Source organism: Acidocella sp., assembly GCF_050253495.1.
Classification (GTDB): Bacteria; Pseudomonadota; Alphaproteobacteria; order Acetobacterales; family Acetobacteraceae; genus Acidocella.
On record NZ_JBFWIX010000011.1, the window covers coordinates 99495 to 117942 of the forward strand.

The 18448-nt window shown below is 54.4% G+C and carries 12 protein-coding genes and 1 pseudogene; 10 read left to right on the top strand and 3 right to left on the bottom strand.

Annotation, left to right across the window (positions count from 1 at the left end):
- Positions 1-50 precede the first annotated feature (50 nt).
- From AB7D48_RS10495 to AB7D48_RS10510, 4 genes are read left to right on the top strand one after another with little or no spacing between them, the layout of a single operon-like run.
- Positions 51-1274 carry an efflux RND transporter periplasmic adaptor subunit gene (locus tag AB7D48_RS10495; protein ID WP_427978620.1) on the top strand — a complete coding sequence of 408 codons (1224 nt, stop codon included), beginning with the start codon at positions 51-53 and terminating at the stop codon, positions 1272-1274.
- The gene (locus AB7D48_RS10500) at positions 1271-4354 is read left to right on the top strand and encodes a multidrug efflux RND transporter permease subunit (RefSeq protein ID WP_427978622.1); all 3084 of its coding nucleotides are present in this window, start codon (positions 1271-1273) and stop codon (positions 4352-4354) included. The genes AB7D48_RS10495 and AB7D48_RS10500 overlap by 4 nt, the downstream gene beginning before the upstream one ends.
- Positions 4351-7638, top strand: a complete 3288-nt coding sequence (locus tag AB7D48_RS10505; RefSeq protein WP_427978625.1) for an efflux RND transporter permease subunit — start codon at positions 4351-4353, stop codon at positions 7636-7638. Before AB7D48_RS10500 ends, AB7D48_RS10505 begins: the two co-directional genes overlap by 4 nt.
- Entirely contained in the window at positions 7635-9080 is a 1446-nt protein-coding gene (locus AB7D48_RS10510) for an efflux transporter outer membrane subunit (protein WP_427978626.1), read from the top strand. Before AB7D48_RS10505 ends, AB7D48_RS10510 begins: the two co-directional genes overlap by 4 nt.
- A 21-nt stretch (positions 9081-9101) precedes the next feature.
- Here AB7D48_RS10510 and AB7D48_RS10515 read toward each other — a convergent pair whose 3' ends face one another.
- The gene (locus AB7D48_RS10515) at positions 9102-9404 is read right to left on the bottom strand and encodes a hypothetical protein (protein WP_427978629.1); all 303 of its coding nucleotides are present in this window, start codon (positions 9402-9404) and stop codon (positions 9102-9104) included.
- Positions 9405-9617: 213 nt separating this feature from the next.
- Between AB7D48_RS10515 and AB7D48_RS10520 the strand changes: the two genes are divergently transcribed.
- The 6 genes from AB7D48_RS10520 (at position 9618) to AB7D48_RS10545 (ending at position 16525) form a co-directional block, all read left to right on the top strand.
- Positions 9618-11741 carry a DUF1989 domain-containing protein gene (locus tag AB7D48_RS10520; RefSeq protein ID WP_427978631.1) on the top strand — a complete coding sequence of 708 codons (2124 nt, stop codon included), beginning with the start codon at positions 9618-9620 and terminating at the stop codon, positions 11739-11741.
- Between the two features lie 76 nt (positions 11742-11817).
- The gene (gene purU, locus AB7D48_RS10525) at positions 11818-12678 is read left to right on the top strand and encodes a formyltetrahydrofolate deformylase (protein ID WP_427978634.1); all 861 of its coding nucleotides are present in this window, start codon (positions 11818-11820) and stop codon (positions 12676-12678) included.
- Between the two features lie 213 nt (positions 12679-12891).
- Positions 12892-14013 (top strand): aminomethyltransferase family protein, encoded by a 1122-nt coding sequence (locus tag AB7D48_RS10530; RefSeq protein ID WP_427978636.1) that lies wholly within the window; start codon positions 12892-12894, stop codon positions 14011-14013.
- Positions 14013-14567 carry a dimethylamine monooxygenase subunit DmmA family protein gene (locus AB7D48_RS10535; protein WP_427978638.1) on the top strand — a complete coding sequence of 185 codons (555 nt, stop codon included), beginning with the start codon at positions 14013-14015 and terminating at the stop codon, positions 14565-14567. Before AB7D48_RS10530 ends, AB7D48_RS10535 begins: the two co-directional genes overlap by 1 nt.
- The gene (locus AB7D48_RS10540) at positions 14564-15466 is read left to right on the top strand and encodes a PDR/VanB family oxidoreductase (protein ID WP_427978641.1); all 903 of its coding nucleotides are present in this window, start codon (positions 14564-14566) and stop codon (positions 15464-15466) included. Before AB7D48_RS10535 ends, AB7D48_RS10540 begins: the two co-directional genes overlap by 4 nt.
- Before the next feature lie 3 nt (positions 15467-15469).
- The gene (locus AB7D48_RS10545; RefSeq protein ID WP_427978643.1) at positions 15470-16525 is read left to right on the top strand and encodes a heme-dependent oxidative N-demethylase family protein; all 1056 of its coding nucleotides are present in this window, start codon (positions 15470-15472) and stop codon (positions 16523-16525) included.
- A gap of 79 nt (positions 16526-16604) precedes the next feature.
- On the opposite strand, the gene AB7D48_RS10550 is transcribed toward AB7D48_RS10545, so the two are convergent.
- Both AB7D48_RS10550 and AB7D48_RS10555 read right to left on the bottom strand, forming a co-directional pair.
- A complete protein-coding gene (locus AB7D48_RS10550; protein ID WP_427978645.1) occupies positions 16605-17948 on the bottom strand; it encodes an NAD(P)-binding domain-containing protein in 1344 nt (447 codons plus the stop codon).
- A gap of 373 nt (positions 17949-18321) precedes the next feature.
- Positions 18322-18448 (bottom strand): annotated as a pseudogene (locus AB7D48_RS10555) (IS481 family transposase); the annotation flags it as partial.

Here is an 18448-nt window from a genome sequence, read left to right on the forward strand (position 1 = left end):
GCTCTGGACCAGTATAGCATTTCGTATGGATAGTACGGGAGCATGCTTGGGTGGCGGAAGCTGAGAAGCGGCGGAAGAAAGGAACAGGGCGCTGGATTGGCGCTGGCATTCTGATCCTGCTGGTGGCCTTTGTGTGGTGGCGTCATGCCGGCACCAAGAAACATGGTGGCGGTGCGCCGGTTCAGGCGGTGGGGGTGGCCAAGGCCATCAGTGGCCCCATGAAGGTTGTGTTGGATGAACTAGGTACGGTGACCCCCCTGTCCACCGTGACGGTGTTGCCACAGATTAGCGGTTATCTGACCAAGGTAGGGTATACCGAGGGGCAGATTGTGCAAAAGGGACAATTCCTGGCGCAAATAGACCCTCGCACCTATCAAATCGAGCTTGAGCAATATCAGGCCGCCTTGGCCAAGGACCAGGCGAGTTTGGCGCAGGCGCGCTCGGATCTGGCGCGCTATCTGAAGCTCGCGGCGCAGGATAGTATCTCAGCCCAGACGGTTTCCGACCAGCAATTCACGGTTGCCCAGGATGAGGCGTCGGTGAAGTCGGACCAGGCGAATATCGACAGTGCCAAGCTGGATCTCGTTTATTGCCATATTACCTCGCCGATTGCCGGCCGTGTGGGGCTGCGGTTGGTGGATCCTGGCAATTATGTCACGTCCAGCAGTTCCACCGGCCTTGTGGTGATTACATCGGTGGCGCCGACATCGGTGATTTTTTCCGTTGCGCAGCAGAACCTGACGCCGGTTCTGGAGCAGCTTGAAAAAGGCAAGACCTTGCGGGCCAGCGCCTATGCCAGCGATGATGTGACCAAGCTGGAGGAGGGCACGCTTTCCGCCGTGGATAATCAGGTGAACACGTCCACCGGAATGGTGAAGTTGCGCGCTGATTTTCCGAATACGGACAACAAGCTTTTTCCCAACCAGTTCGTGAATGTGCATCTACTGGTGAAAACGCTGGAGAACGCCACCCTGGTGCCGAGTCCCGCCGTGCAGGAGGGGGCGCCAGGTTCTTATGTCTATGTGGTGCAGCCCGACGATACAGTGAAAGTACAGACCGTGACCACGGGCCCTACGGATGGGATCAACACCGTCATCACCAAGGGGTTGCGGCCGGGTGATGTTGTGGTGGTGGACGGCGTGGACCGTCTGGCCGATGGCGCGAAGGTCGAAATCTCCGGCCAAGAAGACGTCACCACTGATGGCAAGCAGGAAAAGATTATGCCGGTGCAATCCGGTGGCGCTGAAGGCAAGACCGCGCGGAACGACCAGTGAATCCCTCCCGCTTATTCATCCTGAGGCCGGTCGCGACATCTCTGTTGATGATCGCGTTCGTGCTGGTCGGTCTGGTCTCGTTCCAGTATTTGCCTGTTTCGGCGTTGCCGGATGTGAATTATCCCACCATCCAGGTGCAGACATTTTACCCCGGCGCTTCACCGGATGTGATGAGCACCTCCGTGACCGCGCCGCTGGAAAAGCAGCTTGGCGAGATGGCCGGGCTCAATCAGATGTCCAGCCAGAGTTCCGCCGGGGCCTCTGTGATCACATTGCAATTCAATCTGTCCCTCAGCCTGGACGTGGCGGAGCAGGAAGTGCAGGCGGCGATCAATGCGGCGGATAATCTGCTGCCATCGGATCTTCCGGCGCCGCCGATCTATAACAAGGTCAATCCGGCGGATGCGCCGATCATGACCTTGGCCATCACCTCCAAGACGATGAAGCTCACCGATATAGAGCAGATCGTTGATTCCCGTCTGGCTTCGAAGATTTCAGAAATTTCCGGGGTTGGGCTGGTGTCTGTCTCAGGTGGGCATAGGCCGGCCATTAAGGTGGAGGTTAACCCGCAGGCGCTAGCCGCCTATGATATTTCCATTGACAATATCCGCACGGATATTGCCAACCTCAATGTTAATTCCCCCAAGGGCAGTTTTTCCGGCCCTGAGCAAAATTACACGATCAATGATAATGACCAGATCACGGATCCCTCGCAATATGAAAATCTTGTCATCGCCTACAAGGATGGCACACCGGTTTTCCTGAAGGATGTCGCCAAGGTTATCGCGGCTCCCGAGAATGCGGAACTTGGCGCCTGGGCCAACCGGACCCCTGCGATTGTTCTGAATATCCAGCGCCAGCCGAACGCGAATGTCATTCAGACCGTAAACGCCATCAAGCATGAATTGCCGGAACTGACCACCGGCTTGCCCGCGGCGATGCAGATCGCCGTGATGAGCGATGGCACGACCTCGATCCGAGCTTCCGTGAGGGATGCGGAGTTTGAGCTTTTGCTCAGCATTTTTCTTGTTGTGGCGGTGATTTACCTGTTTCTGGGCAGTATACGAGCCACGATCATTCCCAGCATTTCGGTGCCGGTTTCTCTTATAGGCACGCTTGGCTTCATGTATCTAGCTGGGTTTTCCATCGATAATCTGTCGCTGATGGCGCTGATCGTGGCGACGGGGTTCGTGGTGGACGATTCCATTGTGATGATCGAGAATATTTCCCGCTATTTGGAGATGGGGGAAAGCCCCATGCAGGCGGCCATGAAGGGGGCGGGACAGATGGGGTTTACCATCATTTCGCTTACGGTTTCACTGATCGCGGTGCTGATTCCGTTGCTTTTCATGGGCGATGTTGTGGGAAGGCTTTTTTCCGAGTTCGCGGTGACGCTGGCGGTGACGATCGTGATCTCCGCCGTGGTGTCGTTGACATTGGTGCCGATGCTCAGTTCGCGCATTCTGCGTCCCACGGCGCAGGAGCATCCTGGGCGCCTCGCGCGTTGGGCGGATGTAAAATTTGCCAGAGTTCTGGCGGGGTATGAGCGCGGTTTGGACTGGGTGCTGGAACATGCACGTCTGACATTGGCCGTGGCGGGGGCAACCTTGGTGCTGACCGTGCTGCTTTATCTTTTTATCCCCAAAGGCTTCTTTCCGGTGCAGGATACCGGGCAGATTGAAGGTATCAGCCAGGGGGCGCAAAGCACCTCATACGCGGCGATGGCGCAGCACCAGCAGCAATTGGCCGATGCGCTCTTGAAAGACCCTGACGTGGTCAGCTTGACCTCCTATATCGGCGTGGATGGCACCAACACGACCCTGAACCAGGGGCGGTTCCTGATCAATCTGAAGCCCAAGAGTGAACGGAGCCTGAGCGCTGCGCAGATCATTCCCCGGTTGAACAAGGAGGTGGAAAATATCCCCGGTATCTCGCTCTATCTCCAGCCAGTGCAGAATTTAACACTGGATACGACTTTGTCTCCTACCCAATACCAGTTCGTTCTGGAGGATCCGAATACCCAGGATTTCACCACTTATGTGCCGGAACTGATGAAAAAGCTGCAAGCCTTGCCGCAGCTTTCAGGTGTGGCAAGCAGCCTGCAGGCACGCGGCAACTCGGTTTATATCGATATTGACCGCACCAACGCGGCGAGGTTTGGTATTACGCCGGCCACGGTCGACAATGCGCTCTACGATGCGTTTGGCCAGCGCATCATCTCCACGATTTTCACCCAGAGCAACCAGTTCAGGGTGATCATGGGGGTTTCGCCAGACAGGATGAAGTCCATCGCCTCGTTGGACAATATTTATCTGCCGTCTTCCTCGTCTTCGGGTGGGCAAGTACCGCTTTCGGCGATTGCTACCTTCAAGACGCAAACAGCACCCCTGGTTATCCAGCATCTCGGGCAGTTTCCCGCCGCCACCATTTCCTTCAATTTAGCGGATGGCGCGACATTGGGGCAGGCGGTCAATGCGATCAAACGGGCGGAAAAGGAAGTTAAATTGCCAGCCGCGATGCGGACATCCTTCCAGGGCGCGGCGGCACAATTTCAGGATTCACTGAGCAATGAGGTTTATCTGCTGATCGCCGCGTTGATCGCGGTCTATATCGTTTTAGGTGTACTCTATGAGAGTTTCGTGCATCCGGTCACGATTTTGTCCACATTGCCTTCGGCGGGCATTGGCGCGCTGGTGTTTTTGTGGCTTGCGGGCGATGGGCTGGGGGTGATTGGCATTATCGGGATTGTGCTGCTGATCGGCATTGTGAAGAAAAACGCGATCATGATGATCGATTTCGCGTTGCAGGCGGAGCGGCGTGAGGGGAAAAGCCCACGTGATTCAATCCGTGAAGCGGCGCTATTGCGGTTTCGGCCGATTCTGATGACCACGTTGGCGGCGATGCTGGCCGGGTTGCCGTTGATCTTTGGCGGCGGCATGGGGTCTGAATTGCGCGCGCCTTTGGGCATTGCCATTGTCGGTGGTTTGCTGGTGAGCCAGGTGCTCACATTATTCACCACGCCGGTGATCTATCTGGCTTTCGATGCTTTGTCGAATCGTATCCGTGGTCGACAAGCATGAATATTCCTGCGATTTTTATTCGCAGGCCGGTGGCGACCATTTTGCTCACCATTGGTATTGCTTTGTCCGGCATGCTGGCCTTTACCCGCATGCCGGTTGCGCCACTACCAGCCATAGCCTTTCCGACAATTCAGGTGCAGGCGCAGATGGCCGGGGCCAGCCCGGAAACCATGGCCGCCACGGTCGCGGCCCCGTTGGAGCGGCATCTTGGTGCGATTTCCGATGTAACGGAGATGACGTCGCAATCTGGTCAGGGTTCAACGCGCATTGTTTTGCAATTTGGGCTGAATCGCGACATTAATGGCGCGGCGCGCGATGTGGAGGCAGCGATCCAGGCCGCGCGCGCGGATTTGCCGACCACGTTACGCGCCAATCCGACCTACAATAAATTCAATCCAGCTGACGCGCCGATCATGGTGCTGGCGTTGACATCCGACACGATGACGCCCGCCCAGCTTTATGATTCGGCTGATTCCGTGTTGGAACAGCAATTTTCTCAAATCAGCGGAGTAGGAGAGGTGGAGCTTGGCGGTGCGGCATTACCCGCCGTACGCGTGGAATTGCAGCCAGGGCCGCTCGCCGAATATGGCATTGGTTTGGAAGATGTCCGTGCCGCCTTGGCGGCGGCGAATGCCAATGCCCCGAAGGGTTATTTTGATATTGGCCCGCGGCGCTATCAGATTTATACAAATGACCAAGCCAAGGTCGCGGCTCAATATCGCGATCTTGTAATCGCTTACCGCGATGGGCAGGCCGTGAAGCTCTCGAATGTCGCCGATGTTGAGAATTCAGTTGAGAACACGCAAAATGCCGGGTTGTATAATGGCAAGACGGCGGTTTTGGTCATCATTCATGCCACGCCAGAGGCCAATATTATTCAGACTGTGGACGCCATCAAGAAATTGCTGCCCACGTTGCGGGCGGCATTGCCGCCCGCGGTGAATATCGGTGTGGCGATGGACCGTAGCCAGTCCATCCGTGCTGCGGTGGACGATACGGAGCGTACCTTATTTATTGCCGTACTGCTGGTCGTGGCTGTGGTTTTTATCTTCCTGCGTTCGCCACGCGCCACGTTGATTCCCGGACTGGCCGTGCCGGTTTCGATTATTGGCAGTTTCGGCCCGATGTATCTGCTTGGGTTTTCAATTGATAACCTCTCCTTGATGGCATTGACCATCGCCACCGGTTTCGTGGTGGACGATGCGGTGGTGGTGACAGAAAATACGATGCGCCATTTGGAAGCTGGCATGGAGCCGTTGCAGGCGGCATTGCGTGGTGGCGCGGAAGTTGGTTTCACGGTATTGGCGATGAGTTTGTCGCTTATCGCCGTATTCGTGCCGATCCTGCTGATGCCCGGTTTGCTGGGGCGGTTGTTTCAGGAATTTGCCGAGACGCTTAGTATCACGATCCTGATTTCGCTGTTGGTTTCCTTAACCACCACGCCAATGCTATGCGCCTTGCTGTTGCGCTCTGGCGGTGAGACGCGGCGCCAGCCCCATTGGCTGCTGGATAAAATGGAGGCGGGCTTCAACCGGACACGGGATGCGTACGAACATTCCTTGCGTTGGGCCTTGGCCCATGCACGTCTCGTCGGTGCGGGATTTGTCCTGACCATCGGGCTGAATGTCGTGTTGTTCATGGTGGTGCCGAAAGGTTTTTTCCCGCAACAGGATACGGGATTGCTGATCGGCAATATGCAAGCGGATCAATCGACCTCTTTTGCCTCGATGAAAGCGAAGATGACGGAGGCGGAAGCAATTATCCAGAAAGATCCCGCCGTGGCGACCGCATCCGGCTTTACCGGTGGCAGGTCGACCAACACGGCCATGTTGTTCGTTTCCCTGAAACCGCTTAGTGAACGCCATGCCTCGGCGGCGAAGGTGGTTGCACGCCTGCGCGGTCCGCTTTCACATATCGCCGGGGCACAGACATTTTTGGTGTCGGCGCAAGATCTGCATGTTGGCGGACGGCAGAGCAATGCTGAATATCAATATACGTTGACGAGCGACGATGCCGATGAACTGACCAAATGGGTGCCGAAGATTGTCGATGCCTTGAAAAAGGACGGTACGTTGGTGGATGTAAATTCCGATATGCAAACCGGCGGGTTGGAGACGGATATTAAGATCGATCGTGCCCAGGCCTCGCGTTTTGGGCTGACACCGCAGCAGATTGATGCAACATTATACGACGCCTTTGGGCAGCGCACGGTCTCTACCATTTATAATGAACTAAATCAGTATGAAGTGGTGATGGAGTTCGCGCCGCGTTATCAGCAAACACCGGCGGATCTTTCCCGTATTTATGTTAGCACGTCCGGTGGCACGGCTAGTGGCACGGGATCGACGCAATTATCTGCTGGGTCAGTCAGTAGCGGCAGTGTGAGTTCCACGACGCAGACCAGCACCATCGCACTGGACAGTGCCACCAATGAAGCGATCAATTCGATTTCGGGCAGCAAGAGTACGTCTTCGGGCGCGGCGGTGAGCACCAACAAGGAAACGATGGTGCCGCTTTCCGCTTTTGCCAGTATCGTTCCCGGCACAACGCCGATTACGGTGAATCATCAGGCAGGGCAGACCGCCGTGACGATTTCCTTCTCCTTGCCTAGGGGCGTGGCATTAAGCGTCGCCGCCGCGACGATCGAACGTACCATGAACAGGCTTGACGTGCCGCTTTCCATCAAAGGGGGGTTCGCGGGCAACGCGGCGGCCTTTCAGTCCACCACGGCCTCGGAGCCGCTGCTGATACTAGCGGCGTTGGCGGCGGTCTATATCGTGCTGGGTATTCTTTATGAAAGCACGATTCATCCGCTGACCATTCTTTCGACCATTCCTTCGGCGGGGGTGGGCGCAACCTTGTTTCTGTTGATGCTTAACACGCCCTTGACCATTATCGCGCTGATCGGCGTGATTTTGTTGATAGGTATCGTGAAGAAGAATGCAATCCTGATGATCGATTTCGCGCTGGCCTTGCAGCGCGGTGAGGGGCTGGCGCCGGAGGAAGCTATTTTCCGTGCCGCGATCCTGCGTTTGCGACCAATCCTGATGACCACTTTCGCCGCCGTGCTGGGGGCGTTGCCGCTTGCCATCGGCATTGGTCAGGGAGCCAGTCTGCGCCAACCGCTGGGGCTGACGATCATTGGCGGATTGTTGGTGAGTCAGGCACTCACCCTTTACACCACGCCAGTCCTATATTTGTGGCTGGAACGATTGGGCACGAAACTGCGCGGTGGCCGCGATAAAACCGCACCGCGCGATGGAAGCATTGTGGAGATGCCATGAGGCGTATCGCGTATATCAGCCTTTTTGGCCTGTTTGGTTTATCCGGCTGCATGGTGGGGCCAGATTATCATAAACCGAAACTTGCCTTGCCCGCGGCTTATAAGGCTGCACCCGGCTGGGTGGCGGCGGCCCCGGCCGATGCCGCGCCGAAGGGTGAATGGTGGAAGGCATTTGGCGATCCTGTGCTTGATAAGCTGGAAGCCCAGGTGGCCGTGAACAATGCCACTCTGGCCGCTGACTATTATGCCTATCGGCAAGCCGTGGCGCTGGCCCAGGAAGAACGGGGCAGCCTGTTTCCCACGCTCGATCTGACGGGCAGCGCCACGCGGTCGGCTGAAAATTCGTCCAGCGTGACTAATTATGGAGGTCCCACCAGTTCAGGCTCACTTGAAGGGCAGGCCAGTTGGACGCTGGATATTTGGGGTAAGATCCGCCGCCAGGTTCAAAGCGATGTGGCCAGCGCGCAGGTCAGTGCCGCCGATCTTGCCAACGCAACATTGAGCGCCCAGGCGGAGTTGGCATCCGACTATGTCTCCATGCGTACGGCGGATGCGAATATTGTATTATTACGGCAGACAGTGGCCTCCTACCAGGAGAGTCTGAGGATCGCGCGAAACCAATATGCCGCGGGAACCGTATCGCAGTCTGACGTGATCACGGCCCAGACTGAGTTGGATGGGGCACAATCCAGCTTGGTGGCGGAGGGGGCCACGCGCGCGCAATATGAGCACGCCATTGCGGTGCTTACGGGTCATGCACCGGCTGAACTCTCGATCCCCGAGGGGCCGCAGATTGCCGACATACCCGTGCCACCACCACAAGTGCCCAGCACATTGCTTGAACGCCGGCCTGACATAGCCGCCGCGGAGCGGAGCATGGCCGAGCAGAACGCACTCATTGGAGTGGCTGTGGGGGCATATTATCCAGACCTGTCGCTTTCCGCGCTGGGGGGCTTCTCGGCCAACCCCATTACGGGTTTATTCAACGCCTCCAGCGCGCTTTGGTCCTTGGGCACCACCGCGACGGGGGATTTGTTTGAAGGTGGCGCGCGCGGTCAGGCCGTGGAGGCCGCCAAGGCGAGTTATCTGCAAAGCGTGGAAACCTATAGGCAGACTGTGCTGACTGCTTTCCAGGATGTGGAAAATGATCTTTCCAACCTGCGGATTTACGCCAAGCAGGCTGAGGTGCAGCAGCGTGCGGTGGCCGATGCCACTCGCGCCGCGCAAATCGCCTTGAATGAGTATCGCGCCGGAACGGCGGATTACACCACGGTGGTGACCGCTCAGGTGACGTTGCTTTCCGATCGGCAGACCCTGCTTTCCATTCAGCAAAACCGGTTGCTCGCAAGCATCGCGCTGTACCAGGATCTGGGAGGCGGCTTCAAGGAAAGCGACCTGCCGAGTGCGGGTCAAATACAAGGGAAATTGCCTTTTGCACCGTAAGGTAAATAAATCACTTTATATTCAAATACTTATAAAGAAGGGAAGCCGCGAGCGATGGTCATGCGCCGCGCGGCCAAGCTTGGTTGTGCTTGATGATTTTATAGCCTTATCGCCTAAAAACAAAACTTGACTGAAACAAAAAAAAGCAAAAGTTTTTTCCTGGCCTAGAAGGCAAGGTTCACATCCCAGGGAAAAGCCTGTTCGGCGGCGAATTAAAATCAAGTTTAGTATTTGGCACAAAAGTTGCCTTATAATAAAAATGTTTAAATCTTCGTCTCGTGACCGAGCAACCGGTTGGGAGGGGGCGATGTTGGCCTTCTCCATGGGGGGCTATCAGGCGACGGTCTCGCTTCGCGGAATGATCGGTTGGGGAGGGAAGGGATACGGCTAATGCAACGGCTTGAAAACGATATGGTAAATTCATCGCTTGTTTGGCTTGGGAGGTTTCCATTGGGGCGTTTCACTGGTTTAGCCCGGACAATATTCTTGTAAGTTGTTGTTTTTGTTTTAAATAATTTCACTTGAATCCAGGCGGAGATGCTGGTGCGTAATTTTGTGAAATCCAACGTGCTGATGGAAACTTTCTATGTTCGTGGCGGGGAGGCGTTGTCTCTCGTGTTGCGGCAAGGCGAGAGTCTGGAGGTGGTGGATGAGCAAGGTGGTCAGCCTTGTGAAATTCAAATCGCCGATGGGCTGCCATGTGAGGTCCTGGATGGAAATTCCTTGCCCGGCACGGCTTTTCGCATGGAGGCTGAAGAAAACTGTAATGTTTCCGTCGCCGCGCCAGGACAGCCGATGCTTCCACATGAACAAATGCCTCCCACGGATCTGCGGGTGAATGTGCAACGGCCAATTGGAAATTTCCCCGTGCCGTTGGCAAAGGTGAAGGCGGAGATTTTGGTCCGTGCCGCGACTGCGGAATCATATCGGATTGAAGCGGGCGATTATATCCAGATCATTGATCTCGATGGTCAGCAATGTTCTGATTTTCTGGCTTTCGATGCGTTGTGTCCAGAGCATGAGCTGGATGCGACGGCAACCCGCACGCTGGGAGGACGGATTTACCCCGGGCCCGGTTTGTATTCGAAATTTTTCGATGATCGCATGCTACCCATGGTGGAGGTTATTCGTGATACCTGCGGACGACACGACACTTTTGGTCTGGCCTGCAACGCAAAGGGATATGCCGATGCGGGCTACCCAGGGCATGGCAATTGCTCAGATAATTTCAACGAAGTTCTAAATCCATTTGGAATTTTGCCACGCGCCGGCTGGCCGGCCATCAATTTTTTCTTCAACACGGAAGTTGGAGCGGATGGCGCGATTGTCGCGGATGAAGCATGGTCCCGTCCGGGCGATTATGTTTTGCTGCGGGCCCTGCGTGATTTGATCTGCGCCAGCTCCTCCTGCGCCGATGATGTCTTTACCACCAATGCTTATGACCCGACGGATATTCTGATCCGAGTCTATGATAAATCTGAGGTTTTTTCAAAAGGGATCGCGAATCGCATGACGCCTGACGCTGAGCCTCGACTGACCCGTGAAAGCGGGTTCCATCAGGCAACTTCGAAATTAACCCGTGATTTTGTTGAGAGCAACGGGTACTGGCTCCCTTCCCATTTTACGGATTTTGGCGTGGTGTCCGAGTATTTGGCTTGCCGAAATGCCGCGGGAATGATCGACCTTTCGATGCTGCGCAAGTTCGAAGTTACGGGGCCAGACGCGGAAGCGTTGTTGGCTGTGGCCATGACGCGCAATGTACGTAAATTATCGGTTGGGCAAGTCGTCTATACGGCCATGTGTTATGAAAATGGTGGTATGATCGACGATGGCACGATCATGCGGCTTGGCGTTAATAATTTTCGGTTTGTCTGTGGCTCAGATTACTCGGCTATATGGCTAAGGGAGCTCGCGAAGGAACGGCAATTGCGGGTGTTTGTTCGCTCCTCCACGGATCAGCTCCATAATCTTTCGGTACAGGGGCCGCTTTCGAGGGAGTTGCTGGCACCGTTGATCTTTACCCCGCTATTGCAGCCTTCCTTGAATGAGCTGAAATGGTTCCGCTTCACGATCGGCCGGTTGGATGGTCCGGATGGCATTCCCCTGGTTGTGTCCCGCACCGGCTATACAGGTGAACTCGGCTATGAAATTTGGGTGCATCCCAGCAATGCTGTCGCCTTGTGGGATAGGTTGGCTAGTGTCGGCATCCAACCGATGGGACTTGAAGCATTGGATATGCTGCGGATAGAAGCTGGTTTGATCCTTGCCGGGCACGAGTTTTCCGACGAAACGGATCCCTATGAGGCTGGTATCGGGTTTGCCGTGGCGGATCGTGAGGAGATGTTCATCGGACGGGATGCCTTGCGCCGCCGTGCAGCCAATCCATTGCGTAAATTGGTGGGGCTTGTGATCGAAGGCAATGAACTCGTTCACCATGGAGATTGCGTGCATAGTGGACGTGCGCAGATTGGGGTGGTGACGAGCGCCATGCGTTCTCCCATTTTGGGTCAGTCCATTGCCCTTGCGCGTGTCGATGGTTACTACGCGGAAATTGGCACGATGCTTGAGATTGGCAAGCTGGATGGACATCAAAAGCGCTTGGACGCCACTGTTGTTCGATTCCCGCATTACGATCCTGAGAAAACCCGCGTCCGGGCGTAATTTCCTGACAAAAATCCAAAAATTTTACCCAGAACCCAAGAACCGCGAAGCGGTTTGATTATGTAGAGTTGATTCCATGTCCAAGGCCAAATTTGTGCTGACCCTTTCTTGCGTGAACCGTCCGGGGATTGTCGCGGCGGTCGCGACCTATTTGTTTGAGGCCGGCGCGGACATCCGCGAAGCGCAGCAATTTGACGATGTTGAGACCGGCAAGTTTTTTGCTCGGATTGCCTTTACCCTTGTCGAGGGGGCTTGTGTTGAGACCCTGCGGGAGGGTTTTTCCACCATCGCGGAGCCGTTTAAAATCATCTGGAAGCTTTCGGATCATTCTTCGCCGCGCAAGGTGCTTTTGCTGGTTTCGAAATTCGATCATTGCCTGGAGGATCTTCTGTATCGCTGGCGGATCGGGGAGATGGAGATGCAGCCGGTGGGGATCGTCTCGAACCACGCCCGCGAGGTTTATAACGGGCTCGATTTTGGCTCGATCCCCTTTCATCATCTGCCCATCACCAAGGAGAGCAAGATGGAGCAGGAAGGGCAGATCTGGTCGATCGTGAAGGAGAGCGGCGCGGATCTGGTGGTGCTGGCGCGCTATATGCAGATTCTCTCGGATGCGCTGGCGCAGAAACTGTCTGGCCGCTGCATCAACATCCATCATTCCTTCCTGCCGGGCTTCAAGGGGGCCAAGCCCTATCACCAGGCGCATAAGCGGGGTGTGAAGCTGATCGGCGCCACGGCGCATTACGTGACGGCGGATCTGGATGAAGGCCCGATCATCGAGCAGGATGTGGAGCGCATCACCCATGGCGACACGCCCGAGGATCTGGTCCGCAAGGGGCGCGACATCGAACGCCGGGTGCTGGCCCGCGCCGTGCGCTACCATCTGGAGGACAGGGTCATTCCGAACGGCGCGAAGACGGTCGTGTTCGCAAGCTGAGGCGATGGAAAACTTTGCATTGACAGAAAGTTTTCTTTTGAATTATCTTCTCTTCTCAAGAAGAAATTCTGTGAAGGATGTATTCTTGGGCAATATGACTGGCGCTGATATTCCTGAACTTTGGCGTGGAAAATCCGTCAGGGAATTTTGCGCGGCTTTTTGGCCGAATGCCCGCGGGCTTAAATTCTCCTATTAGATCAAGAAGGTTTACGCATGACACGCTCCTGGCGCCACGCCGTTCTCGCCTCCCGACATCGCGCTCTTGGCTCGAAACTTGAAGATTGGAACGGCATGCCCACGGCTTGGAGCTATGCGCATGATGTGCAGGAAGACCATGTCACCATCCGGACCAAGGCTGGCCTCATGGATGTTTCCGGTCTGAAAAAGTTGCATTTGCACGGCCCTCATGCCGCTGGGGTTCTAGATTATCTCACCACCCGCGATGTCGGAAAGATTACGCCGGGCAAATCCGCCTATGCCTGTTTCCTGAACGAGGCCGGCAAATTCATCGATGACGGCATTCTCTACCGCACCGGGCCAAATAGCTGGTTTGTGGTGCACGGCTCTGGTGGCGCGCATCAGGCGCTGACCCAGGCCTGCTATGGCCGCAATGTGACGATGCTGTTTGATGACGATTTGCTCGATTTGTCGCTGCAAGGGCCGCTGGCGGTCGACTATCTTGCCAAGCATGTGCCTGGCATTCGCGATCTGAAATATTTCCATCATATGGGCACGACCTTGTTCGGCAAGCCTGTGACGATTTCACGCACCGGCTATACTGGCGAACGCGGTTATGAAATCTTTTGCAAGTCAGAGGATGCGGAAACCATCTGGGATACAATCCTGGAGGAAGGCAAGCAGATGGGAATTACCCCCTGTGCCTTCACGGCGCTCGATCTGTTGCGCACGGAAAGCTATCTGCTCTTCTATCCTTATGATAACTCAGAAATGTATCCGTTCGAGAATGAAGCTCCTGGCGATACCTTGTGGGAACTGGGGCTGGATTTCACGGTCAGCCCTGGCAAGACAGGCTTCCGTGGCGCTGAAGAACATTATCGCTTGAAGGGCAGGGAGCGTTTCAAGATTTTCGGTTTGCTGCTGGAAAGCGACAAGGCCGCGGCCCCTGGTGATATCGTGGAACAGGGTGGGAAGAAGGTTGGTGTCGTCACCTGCCCAATGATCTCTACGTTAACTGGAAAATCCATGGCCATAGCGAGGTTGGATGTCGCGGCGGCCGTGCACGATACGAAGCTGCTGGTGGGCGGTGTTCCGGCCATTGCTCACAGCTTGCCGTTTGACGATCCGAAGAAGACCAAGCGCACGGCGGTGGGGTGATGAGCAAGAGCCGTCCCGTTTATACGCCCTTTGCGTTGGACCCTACGGGCACGGCGCATCTTGTCGTTACCAGTCTGCCAACTCCACCGGTGGAACTTGATGACAGTTTAAGCGAGGTGGAGGTCTGGTGCGTGGCCCATGCTGGTCCTGGTATTCCAGCGTTCGCCACGGGGAACAATCATGCCTTCCGTTCAATCACGGAACTTTTCGCGCAGCTTGAACACAGATTGGCGCGCGCCGGCATTGGGTTGAGGCTTTATGCCGTTGGCTCTGAGGCCTTTATCTGGGATGCCAATAACATCGCCACGACGGTGGGGTTAGGCAGGGGGGAGATATTCCTGCATCAGGCTGGTCCCAAGCTTCGGCGTGTTTATTGTACCCATTGCCGGACAATGATTGAGGATGTGGCGGTGAACATCGTGCCGTGCCCGGTCTGCGAAGCCAACTTGTTCGTGCGGGACCATTTTTCCTGCCGCCTTGCTGCTTTCATGGGAGTCAAGGTGGATGCGGAAGTGCCTGGTGAAATTCCGGCGCCGGAGGTCTTTACCACATGAAACTCACGATTTCAGCCATAGACAGTCTTTCTCCCGGGTTGAAGCGTTTTACTCTTTCGGGGTCTAATCTACCTTGGGCCGGCGCTGGCGCGCATTTGATTCTGGAAATTCCGGATGGCGAACGCGTGCGGAAGAATGCATACTCTCTGATCGGTGCTCCCGTGGGAGCCTACCAGATTATCGTGCGCAGAGTTGAACATTCTCGAGGTGGATCGCGCTGGCTTCATGATCATGCGCGACCTGGTGACGAGTTGGTTGGGTATCCGCCACAGAATTTCTTCAGCCCACCGCGCAGCGCCAAGCGCCATTTGCTGTTATCCGCAGGTATTGGGATCACGCCGTTTCTCGCTTATCTGCAAATTCCAGGGCTTGACTACGAACTGCATCATTGCTGCAAATCGGATGAGGCGGATGCTTTCCGTGCCTTGCTCCCTCCAGGAGCCAATGCCACATTGCACACCAGCCGCGCTGCATTGAATTTGCATGCGCTGCTGGCTAAACAAAAGCTGGATACGCATCTTTCCATCTGTGGACCGGAAAGTTTCATGGGGATTGCCGCATCGGCGGCAAAATCACAAGGCTGGCCAGCGACCAAGGTTCATTTGGAGAGTTTTGGGGCCGCTACTGGCGGCAAGCCTTTTACCGTGCGGCTCAAGCGTTCTGGAATCACCTTGAATGTAGGAACAGATGACACGCTGTTAGATACACTGGAAGCGGCGGGATTAAATCCGCCTTGCCTGTGCCGTGGTGGGGCTTGTGGTGAATGCCGTATGGCTGTGCTGGATGGCACGCCTGAGCATCACGATCATTATTTGTCGGATGCTGATAAAGCTTCTGGAAAATCCATCATGGTTTGTGTCTCCCGCGCTATCACCCCAGAACTCATACTGGATTTTTGAACCATGGATCTCAATCTGAAACCTGCCGAGAGTTTCCGCGAAGATTACAGCTTCTCTAATTCGGATGAGGCGATCTTGCGCTTTCCCTTTCCCTTCCCTGAAGATACCTATATGTATTCAGTGAATATAGAGCCACATATACGTGGTGGGGAAACCAAGGCCTTTGATGCTGTATTCGATCTTGATGAGCATTACGTTGGCGATATGGCTGATCGCGCCTTGGTTTTGCAGCAAGACCCCCTGCGCTGTCAGGTTCTTCCCCATATGATGGAAGCGCAGTGGGATACTTTAGAGTTGCTGATGGAGAATCTCGCTCTGGATTATCCGCACCACTTCAGCCTCACCAAGAATGGTGATCATTGGCATTGGATAAATCACCCGCTTGGAATTGAACAATCTTTCGTGTTCGGTGATCCAGAAACCCTACCTTATCCACCATTCGAATATATTACTCGCCAGGTGCAAGGTGATTTCTCTTTGCAGGATCAGCGGGATAATAATCTCTTCATGGATGGGGGGATGATTACGTCACAGGCTGATTGGTCTTTGAATTTTGATATCGGCATGTCTTTTCACGAATGGCATGGTCCAGTCCCGGTTGCTCATGAGATGGGGGTATTTGACCGTGCATTGGCTTTTCTGCTCCGTTTGCAGCATGGAAAACCAATGCGGCGGCTGAACTGGACATTGACCGCCAATCCACGTTTGGACACGTCGCCGGAAAATTATCCGCTTTGGGGACCTGAGCGGGCTGCGATCACACCGCAAACGGTTGGCCATGATATGTGCTTACGTGTCGAGTTACAGACATTGACGCGTTTATCACGTTCAAACGCAATTTTGTTTGGTATCCGTGGGTATCTGATTCGGCTTGAGGAACTTGTGCGTGTCAGAAAATGGGCAATCAGGATGCATCGTGTGCTGAGGGATTTGCATCCGGAGCTTGCAGAATATAAAGGTACGGCACGCTACCGGCAAATGATTGTTGATTATTTGGCGGTCTATGATGATGGCCGGGTGCTGAATATGGGTATCGCCGCTGAGCAAGAGGCGATTTGAATTTACACCTGTTGGTTGTTTGAAATGTTTTAGAGCAAATGGAAACAAAAAAGCCGCCTTTTCGGGCGGCTTTTTTGTTTTAGTGGTTAGCTAGGAAAGATTCCAGGCTGTCATCCTTCTGCTCCATCCATGGTGTGCGCAGGGGAGGGGCTTCGGTGCCGGTGAGAACCGAACAAAAACTGTGATCTCGGTAAGTTAGGACATCTTCTTCTTTGTGATGCTTCCATTCCTTGAACTGCTCAGCCATGATTTCTGGCTTGAAGTCAGGATAATCCGTTAGACCGAGTAGGTTGCGGATATAGCTGCACTGAAAGTCAATATCTTCTGAAGGAGTGGTGCAGGCCTCTTCCCGTTCACGGTAAGATTGGCTATCGTCCTGCATTTCTTTCAGAGATGGTAGCGAGACTTTGCCAAGAATGACATCGCGTGCGAACCATGCCTGGGCATCGAACATATTGAATGTGTAATATTGATCCTGCATGCCGAGGTAAAGAAGTTTTGGATTTTTTTCCCAAACGACTCCTTTATAGAGGCCCAATGGCCAGAGGCGATTATTGGTCTTCAAACGCATGTCGTCAGGCAGGAAAGGAAAATGGTGCTGGTAGCCCGTGCAGAGGACGATTGCATCTACTTCCTTTTCGGTGCCATCCTTGAAGTAAGCTGTTTTCCCCTCGACCTTGAGAAGCAGAGGTACTTCGGAGAAGGCCTTGGGGAAAGCAAACCCCATGGGCTTTGTCCGATAGGAGAAGATTATTTCTTTTGCTCCATACTTATAGCATTGTGTGCCAATATCCTCGGAGGAATAAGAACTGCCAACACACAGAATACGTTTACCCGCGAACTCTACCGCATCACGGAAGTCATGCGCATGCATGACGCGGCCTGGGAATTTTTCAAGACCAGGGAAGTCGGGCACGTTAGGTGTGGAGAAATGTCCTGAAGCCACGACAATATGGTCGAAAATTTCTGAGTAAAGGTGGTCATTGACGAGATCTCGGATGGTTATCGTGAATTTTCCGGTTTTTTCGTCATAGACTACGTCGCGCACCGGTGACCGAAAGCGAATATAGCGGCGCAGATTGTCTTTCTTCATGCGCCCAACAATATAATCCCAGAGAACGGCACGCGGAGGATAGGAAGGAATGGGGCGGCCGAAATGCTCTTCAAACGAGTAATCAGCGAATTCTAGAGCCTCTTTGGGGCCGTTTGACCAAAGGTAGCGATACATTGAGCCATGCACGGGCTCGCCATACTCATCAAGGCCGGTCCGCCAGGTATAATTCCATACCCCTCCCCAATTGGCCTGTTTTTCAAAACAGACGATATCGGGTATTTCAACTCCTTGTTTCTTTGCGGCTTCGAAGGCTCGTAACTGTGCCAATCCACTTGGTCCGGCGCCGATAATTGCAACGCGTGGCTTCATATTTTTGCCTTTACGGGAAAATGGTGAGCGTAAAAATTCCCCACATTAAGAGTGTCAGGGATTGAAAATACATAAGATACTGAGCGGATGGCGGCACCTGCCACAGTATCAGAATGCAGCGATAGGATAGGCATAATGATAACGTACGGCAATAAAAATTTTAATCAAAAAGAAAAAATAGTACCTTGAAAGAAATATTTGAGCTATACCTACCGGGCATTCGGGCTGAGCGAGACATGCTATTACTATACACCCAAGCTGGCCGACGAGAGTGAGGAGATTGCTGATCCTCTGGTGGGTCTGACGAATTCCTAGCGGAACTGAGTTTTGCCGTGCAGTTTCCAACTTTGAGGATCAAGGCCAGCGTCGGATGCTAGTTGTTCAGTCCCGGCATCTGGTGGATCGGGTTGACGATGAATCTGTCTGGCTCTGAAGTCCAGACTTTGCAGACGTATTCGTAAGGCGTGAGGCCGCTGAGTGTCTTGAGCCTGCGGGCGAAG

Excerpts from the sequence above, each read along its gene's own strand:
- AB7D48_RS10505 (WP_427978625.1), top strand. The coding sequence starts at position 4,351 with ATGAATATTCCTGCGATTTTTATTCGCAGGCCGGTGGCGACCATTTTG.
- AB7D48_RS10510 (WP_427978626.1), top strand. The coding sequence starts at position 7,635 with ATGAGGCGTATCGCGTATATCAGCCTTTTTGGCCTGTTTGGTTTATCC.
- AB7D48_RS10515 (WP_427978629.1), bottom strand. The coding sequence starts at position 9,404 with ATGGAGAAGGCCAACATCGCCCCCTCCCAACCGGTTGCTCGGTCACGA.
- AB7D48_RS10520 (WP_427978631.1), top strand. The coding sequence starts at position 9,618 with ATGCTGGTGCGTAATTTTGTGAAATCCAACGTGCTGATGGAAACTTTC.
- purU (WP_427978634.1), top strand. The coding sequence starts at position 11,818 with ATGTCCAAGGCCAAATTTGTGCTGACCCTTTCTTGCGTGAACCGTCCG.
- AB7D48_RS10530 (WP_427978636.1), top strand. The coding sequence starts at position 12,892 with ATGACACGCTCCTGGCGCCACGCCGTTCTCGCCTCCCGACATCGCGCT.
- AB7D48_RS10535 (WP_427978638.1), top strand. The coding sequence starts at position 14,013 with ATGAGCAAGAGCCGTCCCGTTTATACGCCCTTTGCGTTGGACCCTACG.
- AB7D48_RS10540 (WP_427978641.1), top strand. The coding sequence starts at position 14,564 with ATGAAACTCACGATTTCAGCCATAGACAGTCTTTCTCCCGGGTTGAAG.
- AB7D48_RS10545 (WP_427978643.1), top strand. The coding sequence starts at position 15,470 with ATGGATCTCAATCTGAAACCTGCCGAGAGTTTCCGCGAAGATTACAGC.
- AB7D48_RS10550 (WP_427978645.1), bottom strand. The coding sequence starts at position 17,948 with ATGAAGCCACGCGTTGCAATTATCGGCGCCGGACCAAGTGGATTGGCA.